The organism is Bacillus sp. lyk4-R2A-2, assembly GCF_030209735.1.
Classification (GTDB): Bacteria; Bacillota; Bacilli; order Bacillales; family Bacillaceae; genus Bacillus; species Bacillus pumilus.
This window is the reverse complement of sequence record NZ_JARVRK010000012.1, coordinates 16,764-41,243: the sequence shown is the minus strand read 5'-3', so window position 1 is coordinate 41,243 and position 24,480 is coordinate 16,764. Positions and strand designations below refer to the sequence as shown.

Sequence of the window (24,480 nt, the reverse complement as noted above, 5' to 3'; positions counted from 1 at the left end):
ATGTTCGCTCTTTTATTTATTGACTAGCTTTTGATGTTTCTTTTTTGACTGGAATGGTTACCTTTATTTCTTTGTGCGGTGCCAACATATTCAGTTCTGACAAATCAAGATAAAGCCCATATTCTTTAAAAGAAAAATGGTTTAATGATAAAGTCTCTAGATTCTTATCATCAAGTTCAAAGGTGGATTGCATGGAAGCTGTCTTTAAATTCGTCATCTTCGCATGGTTCCCCTTCAAGTAATATCCACTTTCATAGTCTGCTTGTGGATTTGGCCATGATTTCATCTTTTCAACATCGCCTAATCCAATGAATTCACCTATATTCTCCATCACACCCTGATCTAATTCTTTTCGATCTACTCCAGTAAATTGATAATCAACGATCACAGAACGGTCTTCTTGCACTATCTTATTGATTTTGATTCCGATGCCATGATGCTTTGTTTTGAACTGAACAGGCAGCTTTGTCTGAAGAGGGATAATGTGGCTGTATTCTCGTTCATTTCTCACATCCGTGTAAAATGTCAATTCAGTCGCCTTTGGATTAATCGGTTGATTCAAAATCGTCAAATGATCTATTCTAGTTTTGTCAGAAGTCAGTTGTTTTTTTCTTAAAACGGTTCCAATCTCAAGCTCATACTCATTCCCTAAATTATCCTTCATTCCATCAATACTAACTCTATCATCTTTGGCAAAACCATTGTAATCAATGGCATATTGAATAGCAGAGCCCTTCACTCCATTTTCTACCTTTACGTTTCTTATTTGATAACGTCCATTTAAAATAGACACGTCTTTTTGTCCCGCTAATAAAGTGGTTTTTTGCTTGACCACAGGTAACTTGAACCGCCAATTTCCTACAATATCCCCTATCTTCGAAATAACAATCGGGACTTGTTGACCTTGTTTGATCGTTTGTCCATTTGTATAGACTTCCGTCTGCCCAACATAGCGGCCATCTTTTAATTTTTTTAACTCTGTTTTATCAAAATTCAATTGAAAGTTTCCATCGATTTTTTCTGGATTCACTCTAAACGATACAACATCTTCTTTTGTATAGAAATTCTCCACAGTAAACGTATAAACAAGCCGCCCGGCATCATAGTACACACTGTTTACTTTCACAGTAACCCCTCTTGATTCAGCCCCCTCATTGACATGCTTCACCAAATCACTCTGAAAAAGAGACATTCCTACTTTATCGTGAAACATCATATAAAACTGTCCAATAATCGGGACACGTGCCATCGCTGTATTAAGAGAAGGAAAAAGGAAGCCTGATGAAAAATAAAGAACGATGAGTATGATGACAGAATATATTGGCGTTCTCCAATTCCATGTGAACCAACGTCTTTTCTTTTCCGCTTTCACATCTCCTATTGCTTGGCGAACCGCAGAAGTTACTTCCACCATTGGTACTTCAATCTCATCATAAAGCTTTTTCATTTCTTTTCGTTCCATCGACACTCTCCTCCTTCTCCAACGTTTGCTTTAATAGCTTTCTTGCTCGATACAAATGAGTTTTGACCGTTCCTTCAGGCATGCCCATCTGCTGAGAAATCATTGAAATCGAATAATCTTGAAAATAAAATAGCTGAATCACAATCTGGTATTGCTCGTCTAACACATCAAGTGCATGTTTTAAATCTAACTTGTCTTCCAAAAAATCATTCCGCTGAACGCTTTCGTGCTGCTGTTCAAACGGCACAACATCTTGCTGCTTTTTCTTCATCGCAAAAATCGTATTGATCAAAATCCGAGTCAGCCAGCTAGAAAAATATGCTGGTTCTTTCAAGCCAGATAGATGCTTAAACGCTTTAATGACCGTTTCTTGAACAGCATCTAACGAATCCTCTTTATTTCTTGTGTAGAGAAAAGCTGTTTTATATAAACGTTCCTGATACATCAGCATTAATTTCTCAAATGCCGGGACATTCCCTTTTTGTGCTTTTTTAATTAGACGCACTTGCTTCATCTCACTCACACCTCCTACACCTGTTAGAGCAAGCTTTCTCTCAAACGGTTTCAACAAATGGAAATTTATTTTACTTAGCATATGTCGGATAAAAATAGAGAAAGTGAAGACTAGAGTCGAAAGAACAAGTTGGATATTTGATATAATGGAAGAAATATCTACAAAAAGGAGGATATTGATTGTTTCAATTCGAAGAACCCACTTGTGCTAGCTGTCAGAAAAAAATAGAAGGAAAAGAAGAAGTGTACGTCAAGCTGATCTACCCAAAAAGACGAGGAATGACAGAAGTGAAGGCTTGGCTAAGGAATGAAGGGGTTTTTTATTGTCAGGCATGTACAGAACAAAAGTCATCGCATGGAGGATAATCAAATGAAAAAAATCAACTTTCCACAATCATTTCCAACCATACATACCGAAAGACTAATCTTAAAACAAGCAACGATCGAAGACGCTGAGGATATGCATATCTATTTATCCAATGAAACCGTGTGCCGCTACATGGGCATTGATGCTCACGAAAACATCAAAGACACAAAAGGAGAAATCCAGTGGTATGACAAAATCTTCAAAGAACAAACAGGCATCCGGTGGGGCATTTCTTTAAAAGAAGATCCTGCGATCATCGGCAGCTGCGGCTTTCTCAATCTAGAAAAACAGCACTACCGTACCGAAATTGGCTATGAATTACACCACGATCATTGGAGAAAAGGCATCATGAAGGAAGCGATTGCTGCGGTGTTACGATATGGATTTCAGGAGATGAACCTGAACCGGATTGAAGCCATCATTGATCCAGCAAACACGTCCTCTGTTCAATTATTGGAGAAGATTGACTTTGTACGAGAGGGTTTATTGAGAGAGTATGATCTTGGTCAGGATGGGTTTGATGATGTGTATATGTATGCGATTTTGAAGAGGGATTACGAATAAAACAAATGAAAACAGATATTCATTTCATTCAAAAGCCGCAATCAGAATATGTTTCTTTTCACATTTATGAGCTTAATTCGACGATTGAAAAGCTTGTCCAGCAAGTGGAGCAATCAGCCCCCTTCTTCCTAGCGAAAGATCCTGAGAAAGAAAACACGAAAAAGATTTATTATTACGACATCTTATATATAGAAAGCGTCGATAAAAGATCGTTTTTGTATACGACAGATGGGGTGTTTCTCATAAAAGAAAAGTTATTTGAACTCGAAGAGCAACTTGAGGCGCATGATTATTTGAGGGTATCTAAATCGATGATTCTTAATATTGATCAGATCGCCGCTATTTCTCCTAAAACGAGTGGCCGTTTTGAAGCAAGCCTTATGAATGGAGAAAAGGTAATGATTTCACGTTTTTATATTCAAGCATTAAAAGAGAAGCTTGGGTTACGGAGGAAGTGAACAGGATGAAACGTTATATCACAAATCTTTTGATCACATTTTGTCTGATCTTTACTGCACTCGTATTGATTTACTGTTTCACGTTTGGAACAATGCCCATCTATATTTTACAAGCAATCATGTTCAGTTCCTTTTTTTCAAGCGCCCTAACCTTCTTGCTATATCCAAAACAAACGTACAGTCATAAACGGATTCTTTTTCAACAAATTCTATATATCGTCCTTGTGATGTGTATGATTATGACCACCATCATCATCGTCAGCGCTGAAATCAGTCTCCTTTCGTTCATCGTGAATTTCCTTGTGGTCATGGCATTATTCTTTTTGATGAAGTACCTATTGTATAAAAAAGATCAAGCAACTGCTGAGGAAATCAACGAACTTTTAAAGCAGCGAAAGAAACGAACAACATCTTAAAGTGCATCTTAGGGCTAAATATTGACATGTTAGGAAGATTTAATTGTGACTTCTGCTTGATTCCACTATTCTGACGTTAGAGGAGGAATCAAAACATGAAACCAATCACAATCATTCGAAAATCAGTACTTCTACTGTTGTTTTCTTTAATCATCCCAACAAGTGCAGGTGTCTATATATCCATCAAAGAAGTAACCGATCCAACGAACATCTATCTCATCAATGGCTGTGCGATGCTGGCTGGGTGTCTTTTACTTCTATTCATTATTCAAAAAAGTCGTTTTCACTTGAAAGAAATAGGGTTTCGAAAAGGGTCTCTTGGTATGTGGATATTTCCCATCCTTATCATCGAGGCCATTCCATTTATTGCTGGATTAAATAAGGATCTAACCCTTTCTTCCTTTATAGCACTTTGTTTCTTCATGGTGTGTGTCGGTCTGTTTGAAGAAGGAATCTTTCGAGGCATCCTGTTTCAATATTTAAAACAGATCAATCTGAGTACCGCCATTTGGGGCTCCGCCATATTATTCGGCCTAGGTCATTCTGCTAATCTATTAAGCGGAAAAAGCCTCACCTTAACAGTCGCACAAATCCTATTCGCCTTTTTATTTGGAATCGTTGCAGCCGAAATCGTGGCACTCACTAACAGCCTGCAATGGGTCGTCCTATGGCACGCGGTGCATAATATCGTGGATCAAATGACAAATGGGCAAACGCCTATGGCAATGCAAATGCTTTTGCTTTCGATTCAATGTGTCATCTTACTTGTGCTTGCAGTGGTGTTGTGGAGAAGATTAAGAATGAAAAAAGTGTTCAATAGATAATGAAAAGAGGAGAAAAGAAATGAAGGAGCACACTTGGATAATAGAATGGTTTCAAAAGTGCGAAGGACTTGAAATAAAGCCTTGGGAATGGGATTTTAAACAAAATTATATCAAAGAACCGATACCAAAAGATAAATCATCTATTGAGTTAATATTAGATTATAAAAGTCGTAAACTCAAAGAAATTGGAATTTGTAATGTCACCAAAAAAGCTGGTCGCAAAGCTGACTGTGATAAAGAACCTTTTTATATTTATCAATTACTTTGGAGTACTGATTATGAGCCAAAGCCTAAATCACAGCTTTCTTTAGATCGTCACAATTTGCTCCGTGGAGAAACAATGAATTCGTTCATTACGACTTTCAATCATTCTAAAAAACTAACTTCTGATAATCATCTCAACCATGATTTTGAAAAATTCGCTACTGCCACCCACTGCATTGGGAATTTTACCGTATTACCACATTGGATGAATTCGGGCCGTTATTTATTTTCTCAAGATTATTGGGATGTGACGATGTATTCACTTTTTGAATTCTTTCAACCATTAGGATGTTGGAAACAGTTCGTCAAACGATATTTCCTTCAACCTTATGTGAATAATGATGAAGAATGGACAGTGAGTGAATTTTGGAAAGGTCATTTTGATAGCATAGGAAATTACAATCATTTAAAACCTCAAAATGAACAAGAATTAAGTGAGTACCTACATAAAGTAAATCTTAGGATTGAAGAACGAGGCAAATGGATCATCAAAAAAGTCTGTGAAGAATTAGAGTTACAACACTTCACATTTTATGATGAACTAAAAGATAGACAAATTCGATTTTCAAACGAAATGAAATAAACCTTAAGGAGCGAGCTCAGTGTTCGCTTTTTTATTTTCTAAAAGGAATTCCGAAATACAGAAAAATGAGATCGTAACAAAAAGCCGATATCCTAAACGTCATATCAGCATCATGTGATCTAGCTTATTCATCATGCATATAATCCTCTTTCAGCATGCTGTACCTTTGCCTGACCATAAAACAGCTTGTCTAAGCAGTCCTTCTTTGATAAAACCATTTTTCAAAAGGACTTTTTTTGATACCTCATTTGCCGGCATCACCTCCGCTTGAATTCTATTGGCATCAATCTCTTCAAACAGAAATTTCAATAGTGTAGAGACAGCTTCTGTTGCGATACCTTTGCCCCAATGTTCCTCCGCAAAGAAATAGCCAATCGTCACCGCATTCACTTTTTGATTGAGGTCCATTGTTTCGATGATACCAACTAGCGTATGAGGATTGTCCTTTTGAAAGATTCCCCATTTCACTCTGCTTTTCTTCGTATAATCCCGTTCGAAATGTCCAATCATTTTTTTTACCGTTTGGAGATTATGTTTGGGAATGATCCCACAATAATGAAAGACTGTGTCATTGTCGTAAATTGAAAATAACTCTGGCAAATGATGCTCTTCCACCTTTTTTAACAATACATTCTTTGACGCAACTACAGGAAAAGTGCCAAAAAGACTTTCTATTTTATCTCTTAATCCCCCTTATTCCTCGATAGGAATATAGATTTTCATTTTGATATCGTTCGGGCCATTCGAAAGTAAGACATCTGTTATTTCAAAATCTGGTCCACTCGTTCTTTCATAATTAGAATTTGGAAGCCAGCTACCATAGATATATCTTCTAGTGTTTTGCGCCATTTCATGAGAGCCACTCACTTTAAATTCTGCATATTTCCCCTCAAGAATCACTATTTTTACAAACCCTTCATTTTATTTTATTACTTCCCTTACCTTTTTTTGATCATTTGTGCTAATTGTTTATTTATTAATAGCCTTCCACAAATAATCATTAAATTTCTCTAACAGAAAGTTTCCTTATTTATTTCTTAAAATGCTTGTCCCTCCGTTCTTTGATATTGCAACATAGCACAAAAAGTCAAGTTTCCTAAAGAGCATTTCCGCTATACTAAACTCGTAAGGCAAGGAGGTGCTCGGTTGTCCTATCAAGAACATGAAAAAACGATTCAAGAAACATTACATTATATTGAACAACATCTGAAAGACGATTTACCGCTTCAAACTCTAGCGAAACACGCTGGTTATTCTAGGTTTCACTTTCACCGTATGTTCAAAAAAGTGATTAAGAAGTCAGTGGTTGATTATATACGGGAACGTCGAATGACCCAAGCGGCAAAGGATTTAATTCATACGGACCAACGGGCGATTGACATCGCATTGCAGTATCGATTTAGTTCACAGGAATCCTTCACTAGAGCCTTTAAGAAGATATATGGCATGTCACCCGCACGTTATCGGAGATTATTAAGGAATGTGATTAATGAGGAGGAAACAAATATGGCTGATCATCATAATACACCTACTGGCTGGATTATGACGGGGGATACCCCATCTGACTATGAAACAGGTTTGGATAACAGAATTGTACACAGTGGGACTAACTCCGCTTATTTGAAATCAAAAGATGAAAAAGCTGGAGGTTTCGCAACATTGATGCAGCAAATTAAGTCTGATCGTTATCGAGGAGAACGGCTTCAATTTTCTGCTTTTGTTAAAAGCGAAGATGTGAAAGGCTCCGCTGGTTTATGGATGAGGATAGACCATTCTTCAGGTGAAATTCTTGCGTTTGACAATATGATGAACCGTCCTATTACAGGAACAAATGGATGGAATCATTTTAGTGTCGTACTAGATGTTCCAGTAAAAAGTGAAGTCATTGCGTTTGGCATATTACTACAAGGTCCAGGTCAAATTTGGATGGACGAACTTAGTTTTAAAATTGTAGATGAAAGTGTGCCAGTGACAGAACAAAATACTGTGGATCATTTAGAGGATGAACCAGTAAATTTAAATTTTGAAGGCTAGCAGACTGAAGTGAAGAGGAGATTGATTGCCATGAAAAAAATTGGTGCCATTTTATTGTTCGCTGTGAATTCACTTACCTTTATTTGTGGCCTTGGATTTTTATTTGGTGAAGAGGATACCACATTAAAACAGAAGTAAAATGAAGATAAGACACCCATAGGACAAAAAAAATCAATTAAAAAAGATATCCCTATCACTATCTCTTTTTTGTAGACTTGGTATAATAGAAAAAATCAGAAAAATTAGAATGCGATGATAAGGAATAGTACTTGCCGAAATGTTTTCAGAAAGTTGCTGGTTGATGAGAAGCAATAACAAAAAGGCAGGGAACTCACCTTAGAGTAGCCTTAGTGAAATGAAAAAGGATTGATGTAGTTAAGGTCGGCACCCCACCGTTATATGGGAAGGATATAAGATAAAACAATCTGTATCCGAATAAGGGCATGATAATGTATGGTTATCATGAAACAGGGGTGGTACCGCGTAAGAAGAAGTCTTTCGTCTCCAAGTTAAATCTTGGAGATGATAGGCTTTTTTTATATTCCAATTACAGGAGGAATTGATAATGTTTAACCACAAAAAATATGAAAAGAAATACTTTTTGCCACCGAACCTTACCTATGATTGGGTCAAGAACGAAACATTAGAAAGTGCTCCGATATGGTGCAGCGTGGACTTACGGGATGGAAATCAAGCATTACCTATTCCTATGAACTTAGAAGAGAAATTGGAAATGTTTCAGTTACTAGTAGAGATAGGTTTTAAAGAAATTGAAATCGCATTTCCAGCTGCTTCCGATACGGAGTTTAGGCTATTACGGACACTGATTGATCATCATATGATTCCAGACGATGTAACGATTATGGTGATCACGCAAGCGAGAGAGCATATTATCCGCCGAACCTTCGAAGCCATTAAGGGGGTACCGAAAGCGATTGTTCATTTATATAATTCGACTTCAGAAGCGCAGCGCAGACAAGTATTTAAGAAAACAAAAGATGAAATTAAACAAATTGCAATTGATGGAGCTATTTTAGTAAAAGAACTGGCCGAAAAAACAGAAAGCGATATTTATTTTCAATATAGTCCTGAAAGCTTTCCAGGAACAGAAGTGGATTATGCTTTAGATATTTGTAAGAGTGTTTTAGATATTTGGAAACCGACACCAAATCATAAAGCGATCATCAATATTCCGACAACAGTTGAATATTCAATGCCTCATATCTTCGCAAGTCAGATTGAGTATATACACAAAAATCTGTCTTACCGAGACAGTGTGACATTATCTGTTCATCCTCATAATGACCGTGGCTCTGGGGTGAGTGATGCAGAATTTGGCGTGCTAGCTGGCGCAGAAAGAGTCGAAGGTACATTATTTGGTATCGGTGAACGTACAGGGAACGTAGACTTGATTACCTTGGCAATGAATATGTATTCACAAGGTTATAATCCAAAATTGAATTTCAATAACCTAGAAGCGATTCGTAAAAAATATGAAAAACTAACCAAAATTACTGTTCATGAGAGACAGCCATATTCTGGCGAGATGGTTTTCACAGCATTCTCTGGGTCACATCAAGATGCTATATCTAAAGGTATGAAATATAGAAAGGAAAATCATGTTGATAAATGGGACGTTCCGTATATCCCAGTAGATCCAGTTGACTTGGGGAGGAATTATCAAACGGATGTGATTCGAATCAATAGCCAGTCTGGAAAAGGCGGCATAGGCTATATACTAGAAACAAATTATGGCATTCAACTTCCTTATCAAATGAATGAAGCCATGGGATATGCAGCGAAGAAAGTATCTGATCAGACAAATAGGGAATTGTCTGTCGAAGAAATATATCATGTTTTTGAAAAGCAGTATGTTGATTTTCACCCTCATTTCCAGGTGCTTGATTATCAATTTCATAAAGGAGAGAAACAGGAAGTCACCTTAACTTTGCTGAGAGATCATCAACAAATTGAAATACAAGGAACTGGCACTGGAAGTTTAGATGCAATCAGTCATGCGTTAAAAGCTTACTTTAATCTCGAGTATGTTTTGGAAGTCTATGAGCAGAATTCTTTGGGCAAGGATTCTCAAGCAAAAGCCTGTGCACAGATTGGTATTTCATATCAAGGAAAAATGCATTGGGGTGCTGGAATTGATAAAGATATTATTGAAGCAACAGTGAAGGCCCTGGTGGTTGCAGTAAATAGACTAGAGGTTTGGATGTAGATGGAAAAAGATAAACTTGAAAAACATGAAGCGATGCAATATTTAAGAGAATATAACGAGCAAGAAATCTTTTATCAACAATACCAACAGAAAAGGCATGACAATCAATCATTGCAATTATTTTTGAAGGATTATGATCAAACCAATTTCATGCATAAGCAAATATATATAGAAGAATTTTTGCTTAAAGGGCAGAACGAATTTGAAAAAGAGGATACCATGTGGTTAGGTCAGGAGAAAGATATCGAAGTGAGAAAGTATAGCCGTTTTATGCCTCCATTGTCGGCTATCCATGATTTCTTTGAGATGATCTATGTTCTGGAAAATGAGATGTATGTAGAAGTGGAAGATAAAAAAATGACTTTAAAATCAGGAGATATTGCCTTTATTCCACCTGATACAATACACAAGCCAATTGTCATGGAGAATACAATCGCAATCCAAATCATGATCCGTAAAAGTACTTTTCAAAAAGTGTTTTTTAAAATGTTAAAAGGCAATCATGTCATTTCAGAGTTCTTTTTGAATGCATTGTATATAAAAGAAAATAAAAATATTCTTATTTTCCATAGTCGCTTGGATAAAAATTTGCTAGACTGCTCTCTTCAACTATTTACAGAAAATTATAATCAGTTTCCTAGTTACCAATTGATTATGAATAATTTGTTTGAGATATTATTATGCCTCTTATTAAGATTCAAACCAAGTCATATGAACGTAAATCAGGTCAAACAATATAGTGATATACGTATTATTCAAATGCTCCAATATATTCAGCAATGTTGTGAGCATATAACAATCCAGGAGATGGCAGAGGAATTTAACCTTTCACAATCTTATCTGTCTAAATATATAGCTCGTAAGCTTGGCAAATCATTTAGTGAAATTCGACAAGAAATAAGATTGGAAAAAGCCTGCGAAATGATCACTGGTAGTGATTTAAAAATAGATGATATTGCGACAGCTGTTGGTTATCAAAATGTAGAGCATTTCATTCGTTTATTTAAGAGAAAGTATCACCTAACACCACATCAATATCGTTTAAATAATAAAATCGAGCAAACTTCAAATCAATACTAATAAAAAGGAGAAATCATCATGTCGATCAAGAAAGTAAAAGATTATTTTAAACAATATGATATGGATCATCGGATTCAGGAATTTTCAGTATCTAGTGCAACCGTAGACTTGGCTGCTTCTGCATTGGGCTGCGAACCTGAAAGAATCGCAAAAACACTCTCCTTTCTAGTAAATGGACAAGCTATTTTAGTTGTGACCTCTGGCGACGCAAAAGTTGATAACAAAAAATTCAAGGAATATTTTAAAACAAAAGCTAAAATGCTGCCTCCTCATGAGGTCGTTGACTTGGTCGGTCATGAAATTGGCGGAGTATGTCCTTTTGCTATAAAGAATGGTGTTTCTGTTTATTTAGATAATTCACTAACCCGTTTTGAGACAGTCTATCCAGCCTGCGGGAGCAGTAACAGTGCGATTGAACTAACAATAAAACAATTAGAAAAATACTCCGGTTATTCACAATGGATTGATGTGTGTAAGGGATGGAATGATTCATTAACGCATTAAAACGGAAGGAAAAAGTGCAATTAAAAATAAAAAAGAGCTAAAAACCCTTGATACACAAAGGTTTCTAGCTCTTTTATAACTATTCCCACTCAATCGTAGCAGGCGGCTTACTCGTAATATCATACACTACGCGGTTCACATGCTTCACTTCATTCACGATACGAGTAGAGATCTTTTCAAGGACATCCCAAGGGATTCTTGCCCAGTCACTCGTCATCCCATCAATCGAAGTAACAGCACGGATACCGATTGTGTAGTCGTATGTTCTTGCGTCACCCATAACACCTACACTGCGGATGTCTGGGAGGACCGTGAAGTATTGCCAGATGTCGCGATCAAGGCCGAAGTTGGCAATTTCTTCGCGTAGAATCGCATCCGATTCGCGGACGATTTCTAGTTTTTCTTCAGAAATTTCACCTAGTACACGGATACCTAGTCCTGGACCTGGGAATGGCTGTCTCCAGACGATGTCGTCAGGAATACCCAGCTCTGAACCTAGGGCACGGACTTCATCCTTGAATAGCGTATTCAAAGGCTCAATCAATTCGAACTGCATGTCTTCTGGAAGACCACCTACGTTGTGGTGAGATTTGATTGTTTGTGCCGTTGCTGTTCCGCTCTCAATGATATCTGTGTAAAGTGTTCCTTGTGCTAAGTAGTCGATTCCTTTTAGCTTGTCCGATTCATCATCGAATACATAGATGAATTCGTTACCGATGATTTTACGTTTTTGCTCAGGATCAGACACACCTTTTAGCTTGTTTAAGAAACGATCTTTTGCATCTACTTTAATCACGTTCATGTTGAAACCTTCGCTAAATGTCTTCATAACCCCTTCTGCTTCGCCTTTGCGAAGAAGACCGTGGTCAACGAAAATACATGTCAGCTGATCGCCGATTGCTTTGTGGATCAATACCGCCACAACAGATGAATCTACACCGCCGCTTAGTGCGCACAGTACTTGTTTGTCGCCTACTGTTTCACGGATTTTCTGCATTTCGATTTCAATGAAGTTCTCCATTGACCATTTGCCATCGCAGTCACACACGCCGAAGACAAAGTTTTTCAATAGGTCATTTCCGTACTCAGAGTGACGAACCTCTGGGTGGAACTGAACGCCATAGAAATTCTTCTCAGCTAAGCTCATCGCTGAGTTTAGACAATGTGCACTTGTTGCATCAACTGTAAAGCCTTCTGGTACTTCAACAACAAGGTCACCATGGCTCATCCAAACGACTTGATCAGTCGGAAGGTCTTTGAATAAAGCAGGCGTTCCATTAATGTGGATATCTGCTTTTCCGTATTCACGCTGGCTTGCCGCTTCTACTTTCCCGCCTAAATAGTGAGTCATGAGCTGCATGCCGTAGCAAATGCCTAGAACCGGAATGTCTAGATCAAAAATCTTTTCATCACAGCGGAAAGATCCTTCATCATAAACACTGTTTGGACCGCCAGAAAGGATGATTCCTTTAGGCGCCATTTCTTTAATTTCTTCAGCAGTTAAAGTGTGCGGATGAAGCTCACTGTACACACCAAATTCACGAATACGGCGTGTGATCAGCTGATTGTACTGACTGCCGAAATCTAGAACCAAAATCATTTCATTTACTAAATTTGTCATGGTGTCACCTCTATGTCCAATATAGTTTTTATAAACGCACAGAAAAAATGAGAGGAGAAAACCTGCTCTCAGTGTAAATCACGCTTTTGAAGCGCCCAGACTCACATCCGAACGCTTCAATTTCATGTATTTTAGAAGGTTTTAATATTCACCTATTCTAACAACAGGAAGGTACGGGGTCAAGACTATCTCCTGTTTATTAAATTTTCCCATAACTTTGCCGATTGCCGCCAAAGCACCGACGCATCCTCTCGTCGATAGAGTGCCCGCTCATAGAGCTGCGTCAGCTCTGACATGCGATGATCTCCATCCTTGTCATCGATTAAAGAAGCAAATTCTCTTAGCGTCATGCCAGGTTTTTTCTCAATTCCCCTGCGCTTCAGCTGCTTTAATAGAGCAGCATACGCATAAAAGAATGCTTCCTCCTCTGGCAGACGTTTCACCTTTCTCACAATAAAGAATGGCAGCCATCTTGCTCTGAATCGATAAAGCAGCCAGCTTATCAAGCCTAGAAGGATCATAGCTCCTGCCGCAAAACCCATGATTGCACCAACATGTACCATATTAGGCTTCGCTTGCGCTGTTTGTTTCTTTGGTTCTGCCGGTCGCTCTGTCTCCTGCTGCTGTGGCTGTTCTGCCTGCTGATCTTCGCTTGCATCAGAGCTAGACTGATCTTCTTCCTTTTGATCATCATCTGTTTGATCACTTGAAACCGATTCATTTGTAAAGGTCTGTGGGTTCGTAAACCCTTTTGTCGGTTCGAAGGTCACCCAGCCTCTATTTGGAAAATACACCTCTACCCATGAATGCGCATTGTTATTGGTTACTTCATACACATTGTTTCCATCCATCTGTGTTTCATATAATTGACCTGACGTGTACCCTTTCACCCATCTCGCCGGAATCCCGATCGAACGGAGCATCACAATCATAGAGGTTGAAAAATTATCACAGTAGCCGATCATCGTATCAAACAAAAATTGATCCACATAATCTTCATTACGACTAGGCACAGCGACATTTTGCGTTTCATATGAAAACTTCGCTGACCCTAAGTAGTCCTCAATCGCTTTAGCCTTATCGTACATATTATCCTTCGTTTCCGTTAAGCTGTTTGCCAATGTTTTCACTCGCTCTGGCAATGAGGAAGGAAGCTGTAAGTATTCACGGCCAACCTGCTGATTGACCTGCTTCTTTGTCGGTACTTTGATGCTCTGCAAATCCTCAAGGATAAATGTAGGAGACAAAAAGGTGACTTGGTAGTTCCCTAAATTTTTCGGCGGATTTTGAATGGATGGGACGATTTTCTCCGTTTTACCCATTATTTGCAGTGGAATGTTATCCATTGGCATCAGCATGATCGTCCCAATCGGATAGACGGCATGATTAAAACGATAATTCGATTCCATATCGACTCTCGTTTCGTGCTCCTCTGTTTTTACACGCTCGGTAAACCAGCGATTCGGCACACTGTCCTCTTTTAGCCGCGTAGGTTTCGTATCATTTGAGGCATCCTCCCAGCCCTTTCCGGTATAGATACTTTTTGTTTCAACACGAAAGTAAGACGGCTCTTTTCCGCTCCATTTAAAGACCGGTGTGCGGTCCTCACTAAACGGTCCGCCAAGCGACGAATCATCTGTACTATATCCCACCTTATTCTGTCCGGCAGAGCCATCTTGATTCGTCATCGCCTTAAAAAATGGGACAGGATCAGGCCATTTCGGATCAGACTTTGGTAAAGAAGCGCCAAGTGTCGCTGACAGAAGAACGAGCGCCAGCATGGGCAAAAACCACTTTAGGCGCGCCTTCTGCGTCACCCGAATGCCTTCAGCCGAACGCAGTCGATCGAAATACAGCAACCCAAGCAAACAAAAACCAAACACCATAATACGAACGATCGCAAAGGTTGCATCATATGGCGTAAACGTATCCAGAATGGTGACATACACAATCGTCATGAGTAAAAAGAAAAAGATACGCTGCTGATAGACCACCCAATAATGAAGCAAGTAGACAAGCAGCCATAACAAAATATAAAACAATAATGTGCGGAAGGAGGGGTACATGTCACTCCACATGCCTGTGCTCATCAAGGTGATATTATCTTTAATATCACCTAATAATGCAGCCGGATAGCTTGGCTCTGCTTGATAAAAGATCAAATATAAGGCGAGTAGAATCAAGCCAGTACAAATAGGAAACGTCACATACCATTTCAAACGAAAGAATGTAAACAAACATGTAAGCCCTATAAAAATGATGAAATAAGACGTATGACTCGTCTCTGTAAAATCTTGAAGCGGTCGAAGCCACTCCCAAAGCAGCAGAAATGCTACAGCATAATAGATGAACAACTCAAAACGGCTTTGCCGCTGATGCGTATGCAGCATAAATGTTTGTCACCTCACAGTTCTTTCGTACAGCCGGTCTTCAAATAAAACGGTCGTGCGTATTCCAGATGCCCTAAGCCGGTCTACAAGCTGTTTTTCTTTTGTCGTGAATCGATCCACGGCTCTCTTCACTAAAAGAACAGTGATGTTCTTTCTGTTTCGATTTCCAAAGAGACTCGCAGCAAGCTCCTCCTGCAGCTGACCCGTGATGACATATTTTCCAGAATGCTGATACTCACTCGCTGCTAACGCCTTATACTCTTGTACGCGAGAAGGGTGATGCTGCACTCTTGTTAAATAATAAAGCATGTCCTCTAAATGAAGTTCTCCTTGATCCACTCGAAAGGCATGCTGATCTCCTAGAGGTACAAGACCTAACGGCACCCCTTTTTTCACTGCCGATTGTAGGACAGATGCTACAATAGACACGACGGTCTCAAAAACTGCTTCATCGGTAAAATCAGCAAACACGACAAGATCCTTTGTTTGATTCTGTTCAAATTCCTTCGTCATCAGCTGACCCCTTCTAGCCGTCGTCTTCCAGTCCACCCAAGCAAAACGGTCGCCTTGCTGATATTCCCTTACGCCTGTTGTCACATGGGTCGGTTCATTTAACCACGAGTGAACCGCTTTGCCTCCATTTTCATTCAATGACTCAGCAGACTCCACCTGAAGATCGAGCATTTTCGGATAAACAAGCAGCTTTTTTTCTAACGGAATGATGACTTCTTTCTCCACAAAACCAAACATATCACCCGTTTTGATTCGAACTGCTGACAAATGATGTTCTCCGCGCATGACATCATTCAATTGATAGGAAAAACGCCACGTTTTCCGAAACCAAGGAAACAGCATTTGCTTCATTTCAATTTGTTCCTGTAAACGAAAGGTGTCCGGCGGATCATCCTCAATCAAGACGTAAACGTATGGAAATAGATTTGTCCGCTTAATTTCAAGGTCAACAGGCAGCACGTCTCCCGCCTTCAAGCGGGTTTGTTGTAAAGTCCTTTTCGCTGTCACTCTCAGCGGAACGAGCGCAAACAGCAAAGCATACAAAGTATATGGTAAAAATGCATAAAAAAGGAACCAGCTCACAAACCCTCCCTGAAACATGGCATAACAAAAGACTGCCGCAGTGAGGATGATAAGCATCATCACCCGTAACCATAATGAAAAAGCGAAACGATGACCTAATTTCATTGAGTCATCGACTTTTGAACTGGCACGCCAATTTGCTCAAGCATTTGTCGCAGCAGTGTCTCCGCCTTCTTCCCTTCATACGTCGCTTCTGAAGTCAAAATCATTCGATGCGGCAATGTATAAGACGCCAAATACTGTACATCATCAGGAATTACATAATCTCGCCTGTTCAATAGTGCATACGCCTGAGCCGCTTTCATGAGGGCGATCGATCCCCTTGGACTCACACCTAAATAAACAGATGGATGCTGCCGCGTCGCTTGTGCAATTTCAACAATATATTCTTTAATGGATACATCCACATGAATAGTCTGAACCGCTTGCTGCAACGCATGGATATGATCCTTGGTCATGACTGCTTGGAGCGTATCAATCGGGGACTGCTTTTCCTGCAAGTTGAGTACCTCCAGCTCCTCCAGCATGGTCGGATACCCCATTTTCAGCTTGAATAAAAACCGGTCCATTTGTGCCTCTGGCAGTGGATAAGTCCCTTCATATTCAACTGGATTCTGCGTAGCCATGACGAAAAAAGGATCAGCAAGCAGCATTGTTTCTCCGTCCACTGTAACACTTCCTTCCTCCATCGCTTCGAGCAATGCCGACTGTGTTTTGGGAGAGGTCCGGTTGATCTCATCAGCCAAAATAATCTGCCCCATAATCGGTCCTTGTCTAAATTCAAATTCATTTGTCTTTTTATTATAAATCGACACGCCTGTTACATCTGAAGGCAAAAGGTCAGGAGTAAATTGGATTCGCTTAAACTCACAGCCAATGGATTTTGCCAAAGCACGAACCATCATCGTCTTCCCAACACCAGGCACATCCTCTAGCAGCACATGCCCCTTCGCCAAAATCGCAACAAGGCTTAATATCGCAATGTCTTTCTTCCCAACCATGACTTTATTGATGTTATCTACGATTTTTTGTAAATCTGAATGCATCGGTTCATCAAATGCCATCCTGATCCTCCTATCACGTTTCCGTTAAATTTCATATAGTCTAACTTTACCATACAACGTGCAATAGCATAAAACATCAACACGTAGAAAAAAAGAAGCCTTCTCACGATGGATAAGACTTCTTCTCTTCTTTTGGCTCACCTGCTGGCTCCATATGAACATGAGAGTGTAAAATATCATGTTCCTTCTTCATTCTACGTTCGATCTCATCTGCAATATCATGGCTTTCTGCAATGTTCAAGTGCGGCTCGACCTCCACTACTACATCCACATGGACCGTACTTCCGAGATACCGTGCCTTAATATCTTTCAAATCGCCCACCCCAGGTGTTGCTTCAATGGTCTCTTTATATTTGGACATATCTTTTATATGAAAACCGTCCGTTAACGAATGAGAGGCATCTCTGAAAATCTCCCACGCCGTTTTACAAATAATGAGCCCAATCACAAACGCTGCAAGCGTATCAATCCATGCCAGTTGAAACTGAGAGGCGATAATCCCTACAAATGTTCCGATACTCACATACGCATCTGATTTATTATCAGCTGCTGCTGCATGAAGAGCTTGGCTATTGATCCGTTTGGACAGATTGCGGTTGTAAATATACACACCATACATCACCACAGCACTTCCTGCTGCCGTCCAAGCTGCGATCATATCAGGCGTTTGATGCTTAGATGAGAAGAGCGACTGGCCTGCACTCAGCAGAACCTGAAGTCCAACAAGCATCATAATAAAGGACGCCACAAGAGACGCAATATTCTCTGCTCTAAAATGACCGTATGGATGATCTTCATCAGGCGGCTTTTGAGAAATACGCAATCCAATCAACACTGCAAGGGATGCAATAATATCCGTCGTATTATTCAATCCATCTGCCGAAAGAGCCTCTGAATGAAACGTATACCCAATCAGAAGTTTCACCGCAGATAAGATCACATAGGCAATGATACTGACCCAAGCACCTGTTTCACCTTGTCTTAATTCGTTATAGCGCTCCATGTCGAACCGCGCCTCCTCACACATCACTTTTCTATTATTTATCTTACAAAGCAAAGCCCGTGTGGGTCTACAGCAACATGATTCGCTTGTGTCAGCAAAATAGGATACATAGAAATGTGTTGACCTAAGTAAACTTATTTTTATAAGGTCAATTGACCTCAAGACCTACTCCCATCAACCTTTCTCCAATTCACTCTGTGATGATTATATTGGCAATATCACTCTTTCTGAGAAATTATCAGAATAATTTTATTTTGAGACACAACTTCTCCCCATCCGATCTTATGCTATTTTTAAGAATGAACAGAGGAAAAAGAGGGAACATAATCTCTCAAATCCTTTATACTTTTTAACATCATGTTAAGAGGTTTGAAATGTCAGTTTGATAACCTGTCCAATGCTGAATGACAATTCAGTATGATAAAATTTAAAATATTCTAAAAACAAATTCTCTATAAGGAGAAATGTTTGGAGGTAAAGACATGTCCAACATGACAAACGGTCTTCAAAAAAATCTGAAAACAAGACATATTTCAATGATCTCCATTGCTGGGGTTATTGGCGCAGGGCTATTTGTTGGTAGCGGCGCTGTCATTCATTCTGCAGGGCCTGGATCCATTCTTTCCTATTCTTTTGCAGGACTTCTCGTAATCTTTATTATGAGAATGCTTGGAGAAATGGCATGCGCCTATCCGACAAGCGGATCCTTCTCACAATATGCGAGCGATGCCATCGGTCCATGGGCCGGCTTTACAATTGGCTGGCTTTATTGGTTCTTCTGGGTGATTGTCATCGCGATCGAAGCCATTGCCGGTGCTGCCATTATTCAGTATTGGTATGGAGATGCACCTGTTTGGCTCACAAGTCTTATCCTCACTATCCTCTTAACATTAACAAATATCTTTTCTGTTAAATCTTTTGGCGAATTTGAATATTGGTTCTCATTAATAAAAGTCGTCAGCATTATTCTCTTTCTACTCATCGGTTTTGCATTTATCTTTGGTTTTGGTGGTCATCATACTGTAGGTCTTGCCAATTTAACGGGGAACGGCGGTTTCCTTCCAAATGGATTCAGCTCTGTTTTACTCGGAATTGTCGTCGTCATCTTTTCCTTCATGGGAACCGAGATTGTGGCAATAGCGGCCGGAGAATCAGCAGACCCCGTCAAGTCTGTGACAACAGCTACCCGCTCTGTTGTATGGCGTATCATCGTGTTCTACGTCGGTTCCATCGCTGTCGTTGTGACCTTGCTTCCATGGAATTCAGCGAGTATTTTAACAAGCCCGTTCGTTGCGGTATTAGAATACATCGGTGTCCCATCAGCTGCTCAAGTGATGAACGTCATTGTTTTAACAGCTGTTCTATCTTGCTTAAACTCTGGGTTGTACACAACGTCCAGAATGCTTTATTCATTGGCAGAAAGAGGCGAAGCACCGAAACGCTTTATGAAAATCAGCAAACGTGGTGTTCCTGTAGCGGCTACAGTCGCAGGCACCTTCTTTTCCTACATTGCCGTGATGATGAACTACTTTTATCCTGAAACCATCTTTTTGTTCTTAGTCAACGCATCCGGCGCGATTGCCCTTCTTGTCTACTTGGTCATTGCTGTTTCACAATTAAGAATGCGCCGTAAAATCGAAAAAGAAAATCCAGAACAGCTCAAAATCAAAATGTGGCTGTTCCCATACCTCACGTATTTTACCATTTTGGTCATTTGCGCCATCTTGGCATCAATGCTGTTTATCGAATCAATGAGACCGCAGCTCATTTTGACGAGTATCATTACCTTCGGTGTGCTTGCCGCTTATTTCTTCTTTAAACCGAATAAAAAAGTGCCTGCAAATGCAGCGCTTGAAAATAAACATCCGTAATGCTCCCGCTGAAAAGCGGGTTTTTTATTTTATTCACCTATTTTGATGTCCGCACTTATACTGTATCAAATTGGATTTTAAGTGAGGATTAGATAACATGAACCTAGAAAAATTTGTTGACGAGCTGCCAATTCCAGAAGTTGCGAAGCCCGTCAAAAAGAACCCAAGACAAACGTATTATGAAATCGCTATGGAGGAGGTATTTCTAAAAGTTCATAGAGACCTGCCCCCAACCAAGCTATGGACCTATAATGGCAGTTTGCCTGGTCCAACCATTCATGCGAATCGAAATGAAAAAGTCAAAGTGAAATGGATGAACAAATTGCCACTTAAGCATTTTCTACCGGTCGATCACACCATTCACGAAGGCCATCGTGATGAACCAGAAGTCAAAACCGTCGTTCATTTACATGGCGGCGTCACACCAGCAAGCAGTGACGGCTATCCAGAGGCTTGGTTTTCACGAGACTTTGAAGCAACCGGCCCCTTCTTTGAACGAGAGGTGTACGAATACCCAAATCATCAGCAAGCCTGCACATTGTGGTATCACGATCATGCGATGGCATTGACACGATTAAATGTGTACGCCGGATTAGCTGGATTTTATTTGATTTCAGATGCGTTTGAAAAATCGCTAGAATTACCGAAGGGTGAGTATGATATTCCGCTAATGATCATGGACCGTACGTTTCAGGAGGATGGCGCGCTGTTTTATCCAAGCAGACCAAACAACACGCCAGAAGACAGTGACATACCAGATCCGTCTATCGTGCCCTTCTTTTGCGGAGAAACCATTTTGGTCAATGGAAAAGTATGGCCGTATTTAGAAGTAGAGCCGCGAAAATACCGTTTTCGTATTTTAAATGCGTCCAATACAAGAACTTACGAGCTGCATCTAGACAACGATGCGACGATTTTGCAAATTGGATCTGATGGCGGCTTTTTACCAAGACCTGTTCACCATCAATCCTTTAGCATTGCTCCTGCTGAGCGATTTGATGTCATCATCGATTTTTCAGCTTATGAAAACAAAACGATCATCCTTAAAAATAAAGCCGGCTGCGGACAGGAAGTGAATCCTGAAACAGATGCGAACATCATGCAATTTAAAGTCACACGTCCGCTAAAAGGGAGAGCACCTAAAACATTACGGCCTATTTTCAAACCGCTTCCACCGCTTCGTCCTAGTCGAGCTGATAAAGAGCGTACGCTCACACTTAGCGGCACACAGGATAAATACGGCCGCCCCATTTTATTGCTAGATAACCAATTTTGGAATGACCCTGTCACGGAAAATCCTCGTCTTGGAAGTGTGGAGGTTTGGTCTATTGTCAATCCAACAAGGGTCACTCATCCTATTCATTTACACCTTGTTCAATTCAGAGTGATAGACAGAAGACCATTTGATACAGAGGTCTATCAATCGACAGGGGACATTGTGTATACAGGATCAAACGAAGCACCTCCCTTACATGAACAAGGCTACAAGGACACCATTCAAGCGCATGCCGGTGAAGTCATTCGGATCATCGCTCGCTTTGTTCCATACAGCGGCAGGTATGTGTGGCATTGTCATATATTAGAGCACGAGGATTATGACATGATGCGGCCGATGGATATTATTAAGTAACATGAAACCGATCTCCCGTCACATGCGTAAACACATATATTGACTACATCATTGCGAAGGGCTAACAGACAGCGATATATTAGCCCTTTCCTTCCTTTTCATTGAATCATTCTAAAATAAAACAATGCATGACTTGAAATGGCATTTATTTGTACATTCAACACTTAAAAAATTGACGAAGCAAACCGATAATACTACTATATACCCATTGCATCTATCAAAAGGCACATTTGCCACACTGAACGAACAAATGGAAAATTGCGATAAAAAACGGAGGAGTTCAATTTGAATGAAGAAAAAGAGACTTGCCAGATCACACAAGAAACAACGGCAGGTAACATAGAGAAGCTTTCAATTCAAAAAAACGAGAGCATTCGATCAAATATTGAACAGCTAACAATTGAACTCGGTGAACAAAAAGAATTCAACCACTTCATTTTAGATGAAAAACAAAAGGCCATCAGTACATTATCTGCCCTCATTACAAAAGGCGATTGTGATGAAGAATTAAAGACTCATTTTGAACAAGCATTACATATCGGACTTTCTGTCATAGTAATTATGGAGATTATTAAGCACTGTACAAAGGTTGCTGGATTCCCTCACTCCATTAATGCCCTGTTTATCTTTCAAAACTTATTAGACAATAACACCAAATAAATCAGAGAAAACGAGAAGCATCTGTCCTCTCGTTTTTTTATGTCCACTCATATTACTCTCTTTCCTTTCCTCTGTCACTTAAGCAAAATATGAAAATACCACACGTTTCCCACCTTAAAAACTGATTTTCCTTACATAAATTCCTTAATTTCTGCAACATGTCAAATGGCAAAATAAAAAAACGTCCAGTTATATAAAAATAACTGAACGTACCTTTTATCGATTGACAGTGAAATTGTTAACAATCCCGCCATCCTTCTCCCAAACGGCTTCCACTGTTTTCTTCTTGATATTGTATTCAAATATCGTTCTTACCTTTGCTTTTCGACCGGTGTCATCCTTTAATTCCTTTGCGTTTTTAGCAACACCTAAGAAATAAATAGAAGACCCATCCGTAGAAAATTGCGGCTGTGCGGCACTTAAAATATGCACATCCTCACTGTTCTTAACGAGTGTCGCCTGTTTTCCTGTTTCTACATCAAGCATTTTAATAGAGGCTACTTCTTTTTCGTTTCGCACCTTCACTTCTGTATAAATCAATGTCTTATGATCTGGTGAAAATGAAATATCATTGATCGTTTGCGAGATACGTGCAATTCGCTTCCCCTTCACGCCTGTTTGAAGGGTGATCTTCATGGTCGTTGGTTCAGGGTCTCTTCCCTTTTCATTCGCTTCATCGGTTTTCTTGTAATCTTCTTTTAAGGAATAATGCTGGATTGCCAGAAGGTTTGACGCAGGATCATATGCAAAAGAACTTACCGTGTCATCCTTGCTTTTTTCTGGATATAATACCTTCACTTTGTGTGTCTTTACATCAAACATAGCGACATAAAATTGTTCCCCAGAATCCTTATTATACCTAAGATATAACTGTTTCCCGTCTCCAGACAGCCTCATACTGTCGATGGAATCTTCACTCGTAAATAGCGTTTTTTCTTCATCCGTTTTTACATTCAGTTCTCGAATACTCACTTTTTGCGTGTCTTCATCCGTATACGTGTAATATAAAAGCTGTTTCGTAGAATCATAAGCAATCGAAGGATAGGCTGTCAGTTTCTCCGTATGAAGTGCCCGGTCATGCAAGTAATACGTATTGTTTAACTGTTGATCTGTAAATGAAACGAGTAATTCGTCTTTTGCATCCTGATTTGTTTTCACTTTTACCGCATGCTTCGGCTCTTGCCCCGGCTTCATCATAAAGAAAATGATGGCCGCAATCACTGCGACTCCGATGACCGTGATGATCCACCATGTTGATTTTTTCATTGCCTTTCAGACCCTCTCTACAAGAAAAGAAGCCAGAAAATGAACTTTTCCCGCTTCTTTGCATGCCTATGTATTAATAAGTGTAATGTCCTTTTACGACACCTTTACTTGTTTTAAACCCTAGTGCTTTGAATGCTTTTGGGCTGACGTCTAATACAGCGTTTGGCATTCTACCTACATCATATTTATATACTGTAATCACTTTATGTGGTTTCGCTTTTGTTGTCACTCTTAGTTTTGTACCTTTTTTTGGTACGTCAAATCCCATTTTAGTTGCTGCATCCCAATGACCGAGTTTTTTTCCATCTGCGCCTTTTTTACCGACACCATTATACCAAGTAATATTGCCGCTTACTTTTTTTGCACTTGCTCCATGTGAGAAACTAAACGCCAAAAATAAACTAGCTACTGTTACGATTGTCGCGATAAGCTTTTTATTCATTAAAAAATCCTCCGTATTTGGTTTCTGCACTTATTATACATGAAGATGCCCCCAGTTATTTTACAGTCACATTACAATTCGAATACAAATTGACCACTTTATGACCGATTTTGTTCATAAAAAATACCAAAATCAGCCAGAA

Annotated in this window: 23 protein-coding genes, 1 pseudogene and 1 other annotated feature; of the genes and pseudogenes, 13 read left to right on the top strand and 11 right to left on the bottom strand. The window is 39.6% G+C overall.

Translation table 11 applies throughout. The features are described from left to right. Positions 1-16: 16 nt before the first annotated feature. Positions 17-1,462 carry a DUF4179 domain-containing protein gene (locus tag QRN39_RS17410; RefSeq protein WP_284907760.1) on the bottom strand — a complete coding sequence of 482 codons (1,446 nt, stop codon included), beginning with the start codon at positions 1,460-1,462 and terminating at the stop codon, positions 17-19. Beyond that, complete coding sequence (locus QRN39_RS17405) at positions 1,431-1,976, bottom strand: sigma-70 family RNA polymerase sigma factor (protein ID WP_284907759.1); 546 nt, start codon at positions 1,974-1,976, stop codon at positions 1,431-1,433. The genes QRN39_RS17410 and QRN39_RS17405 overlap by 32 nt, the downstream gene beginning before the upstream one ends. Positions 1,977-2,155: 179 nt before the next feature. Here QRN39_RS17405 and QRN39_RS17400 point away from each other — a divergent pair, with 179 nt between their 5' ends. The 6 genes from QRN39_RS17400 (at position 2,156) to QRN39_RS17375 (ending at position 5,451) form a co-directional block, all read left to right on the top strand. Then, entirely contained in the window at positions 2,156-2,341 is a 186-nt protein-coding gene (locus tag QRN39_RS17400; RefSeq protein ID WP_284907758.1) for a Fe3+ hydroxamate ABC transporter substrate-binding protein, read from the top strand. A gap of 4 nt (positions 2,342-2,345) precedes the next feature. Further along, a complete protein-coding gene (locus tag QRN39_RS17395; protein WP_284907757.1) occupies positions 2,346-2,906 on the top strand; it encodes a GNAT family N-acetyltransferase in 561 nt (186 codons plus the stop codon). 5 nt (positions 2,907-2,911) lie between these two features. Then, positions 2,912-3,364 carry a LytTR family DNA-binding domain-containing protein gene (locus QRN39_RS17390; RefSeq protein ID WP_284907756.1) on the top strand — a complete coding sequence of 151 codons (453 nt, stop codon included), beginning with the start codon at positions 2,912-2,914 and terminating at the stop codon, positions 3,362-3,364. A gap of 5 nt (positions 3,365-3,369) precedes the next feature. Next, positions 3,370-3,780: a hypothetical protein gene (locus tag QRN39_RS17385; protein ID WP_284907755.1), complete on the top strand. Its 411-nt coding sequence runs from the start codon at positions 3,370-3,372 to the stop codon at positions 3,778-3,780. A gap of 95 nt (positions 3,781-3,875) precedes the next feature. Then, the gene (locus QRN39_RS17380) at positions 3,876-4,604 is read left to right on the top strand and encodes a CPBP family intramembrane glutamic endopeptidase (protein ID WP_284907754.1); all 729 of its coding nucleotides are present in this window, start codon (positions 3,876-3,878) and stop codon (positions 4,602-4,604) included. Between the two features lie 19 nt (positions 4,605-4,623). Further along, positions 4,624-5,451 (top strand): hypothetical protein, encoded by an 828-nt coding sequence (locus QRN39_RS17375; protein WP_284907753.1) that lies wholly within the window; start codon positions 4,624-4,626, stop codon positions 5,449-5,451. Between the two features lie 150 nt (positions 5,452-5,601). On the opposite strand, the gene QRN39_RS17370 is transcribed toward QRN39_RS17375, so the two are convergent. Further along, positions 5,602-6,126: a GNAT family N-acetyltransferase gene (locus tag QRN39_RS17370; RefSeq protein WP_417894908.1), complete on the bottom strand. Its 525-nt coding sequence runs from the start codon at positions 6,124-6,126 to the stop codon at positions 5,602-5,604. Between the two features lie 18 nt (positions 6,127-6,144). Then, positions 6,145-6,372: pseudogene (locus QRN39_RS17365) on the bottom strand (GyrI-like domain-containing protein); the annotation flags it as partial. 225 nt (positions 6,373-6,597) lie between these two features. On the opposite strand from QRN39_RS17365, the gene QRN39_RS17360 reads away from it, so the two are divergent. The 4 genes from QRN39_RS17360 (at position 6,598) to QRN39_RS17345 (ending at position 11,296) form a co-directional block, all read left to right on the top strand. Further along, positions 6,598-7,485: a helix-turn-helix domain-containing protein gene (locus tag QRN39_RS17360; RefSeq protein ID WP_137055460.1), complete on the top strand. Its 888-nt coding sequence runs from the start codon at positions 6,598-6,600 to the stop codon at positions 7,483-7,485. 243 nt (positions 7,486-7,728) lie between these two features. Beyond that, positions 7,729-7,994, top strand: a binding site (T-box leader). Positions 7,995-8,050: 56 nt separating this feature from the next. Then, the gene (locus tag QRN39_RS17355; RefSeq protein WP_284907751.1) at positions 8,051-9,712 is read left to right on the top strand and encodes a 2-isopropylmalate synthase; all 1,662 of its coding nucleotides are present in this window, start codon (positions 8,051-8,053) and stop codon (positions 9,710-9,712) included. Then, positions 9,713-10,792, top strand: coding sequence for a helix-turn-helix domain-containing protein (locus tag QRN39_RS17350; protein ID WP_284907749.1), 1,080 nt, complete (start codon positions 9,713-9,715; stop codon positions 10,790-10,792). 18 nt (positions 10,793-10,810) lie between these two features. Continuing rightward, positions 10,811-11,296: a YbaK/EbsC family protein gene (locus tag QRN39_RS17345; RefSeq protein ID WP_284907748.1), complete on the top strand. Its 486-nt coding sequence runs from the start codon at positions 10,811-10,813 to the stop codon at positions 11,294-11,296. A 79-nt stretch (positions 11,297-11,375) separates the two neighbouring features. Here the strand turns inward: QRN39_RS17345 and guaA are convergent, their stop codons facing one another. From guaA to QRN39_RS17320, 5 genes are all read right to left on the bottom strand, one after another. Continuing rightward, complete coding sequence (gene guaA, locus QRN39_RS17340; protein ID WP_284907747.1) at positions 11,376-12,917, bottom strand: glutamine-hydrolyzing GMP synthase; 1,542 nt, start codon at positions 12,915-12,917, stop codon at positions 11,376-11,378. A gap of 185 nt (positions 12,918-13,102) precedes the next feature. Continuing rightward, positions 13,103-15,307 (bottom strand): transglutaminase TgpA family protein, encoded by a 2,205-nt coding sequence (locus QRN39_RS17335; protein WP_284907746.1) that lies wholly within the window; start codon positions 15,305-15,307, stop codon positions 13,103-13,105. Between the two features lie 9 nt (positions 15,308-15,316). Further along, on the bottom strand, positions 15,317-16,402 hold the full coding sequence (locus QRN39_RS17330) for a DUF58 domain-containing protein (protein WP_284907745.1): 1,086 nt from the start codon (positions 16,400-16,402) through the stop codon (positions 15,317-15,319). Positions 16,403-16,503: 101 nt separating this feature from the next. Continuing rightward, the gene (locus QRN39_RS17325) at positions 16,504-17,466 is read right to left on the bottom strand and encodes an AAA family ATPase (RefSeq protein WP_268458121.1); all 963 of its coding nucleotides are present in this window, start codon (positions 17,464-17,466) and stop codon (positions 16,504-16,506) included. Positions 17,467-17,569: 103 nt separating this feature from the next. Further along, positions 17,570-18,469, bottom strand: coding sequence for a cation diffusion facilitator family transporter (locus QRN39_RS17320; RefSeq protein ID WP_003214299.1), 900 nt, complete (start codon positions 18,467-18,469; stop codon positions 17,570-17,572). A gap of 482 nt (positions 18,470-18,951) precedes the next feature. Here QRN39_RS17320 and gabP point away from each other — a divergent pair, with 482 nt between their 5' ends. The 3 genes from gabP (at position 18,952) to QRN39_RS17305 (ending at position 22,630) form a co-directional block, all read left to right on the top strand. Further along, positions 18,952-20,340, top strand: coding sequence for a GABA permease (gabP, locus tag QRN39_RS17315; protein WP_137055467.1), 1,389 nt, complete (start codon positions 18,952-18,954; stop codon positions 20,338-20,340). 97 nt (positions 20,341-20,437) lie between these two features. Continuing rightward, positions 20,438-21,970, top strand: coding sequence for a multicopper oxidase family protein (locus tag QRN39_RS17310; protein ID WP_284907744.1), 1,533 nt, complete (start codon positions 20,438-20,440; stop codon positions 21,968-21,970). A 285-nt stretch (positions 21,971-22,255) separates the two neighbouring features. Further along, positions 22,256-22,630, top strand: a complete 375-nt coding sequence (locus QRN39_RS17305; RefSeq protein ID WP_284907743.1) for a carboxymuconolactone decarboxylase family protein — start codon at positions 22,256-22,258, stop codon at positions 22,628-22,630. A 216-nt stretch (positions 22,631-22,846) separates the two neighbouring features. On the opposite strand, the gene QRN39_RS17300 is transcribed toward QRN39_RS17305, so the two are convergent. Together QRN39_RS17300 and QRN39_RS17295 are read right to left on the bottom strand one after the other, a co-directional pair. Continuing rightward, a complete protein-coding gene (locus QRN39_RS17300) occupies positions 22,847-23,896 on the bottom strand; it encodes a hypothetical protein (protein ID WP_284907742.1) in 1,050 nt (349 codons plus the stop codon). 73 nt (positions 23,897-23,969) lie between these two features. Next, entirely contained in the window at positions 23,970-24,338 is a 369-nt protein-coding gene (locus tag QRN39_RS17295) for a septal ring lytic transglycosylase RlpA family protein (protein ID WP_044141453.1), read from the bottom strand. Positions 24,339-24,480: the final 142 nt, after the last annotated feature.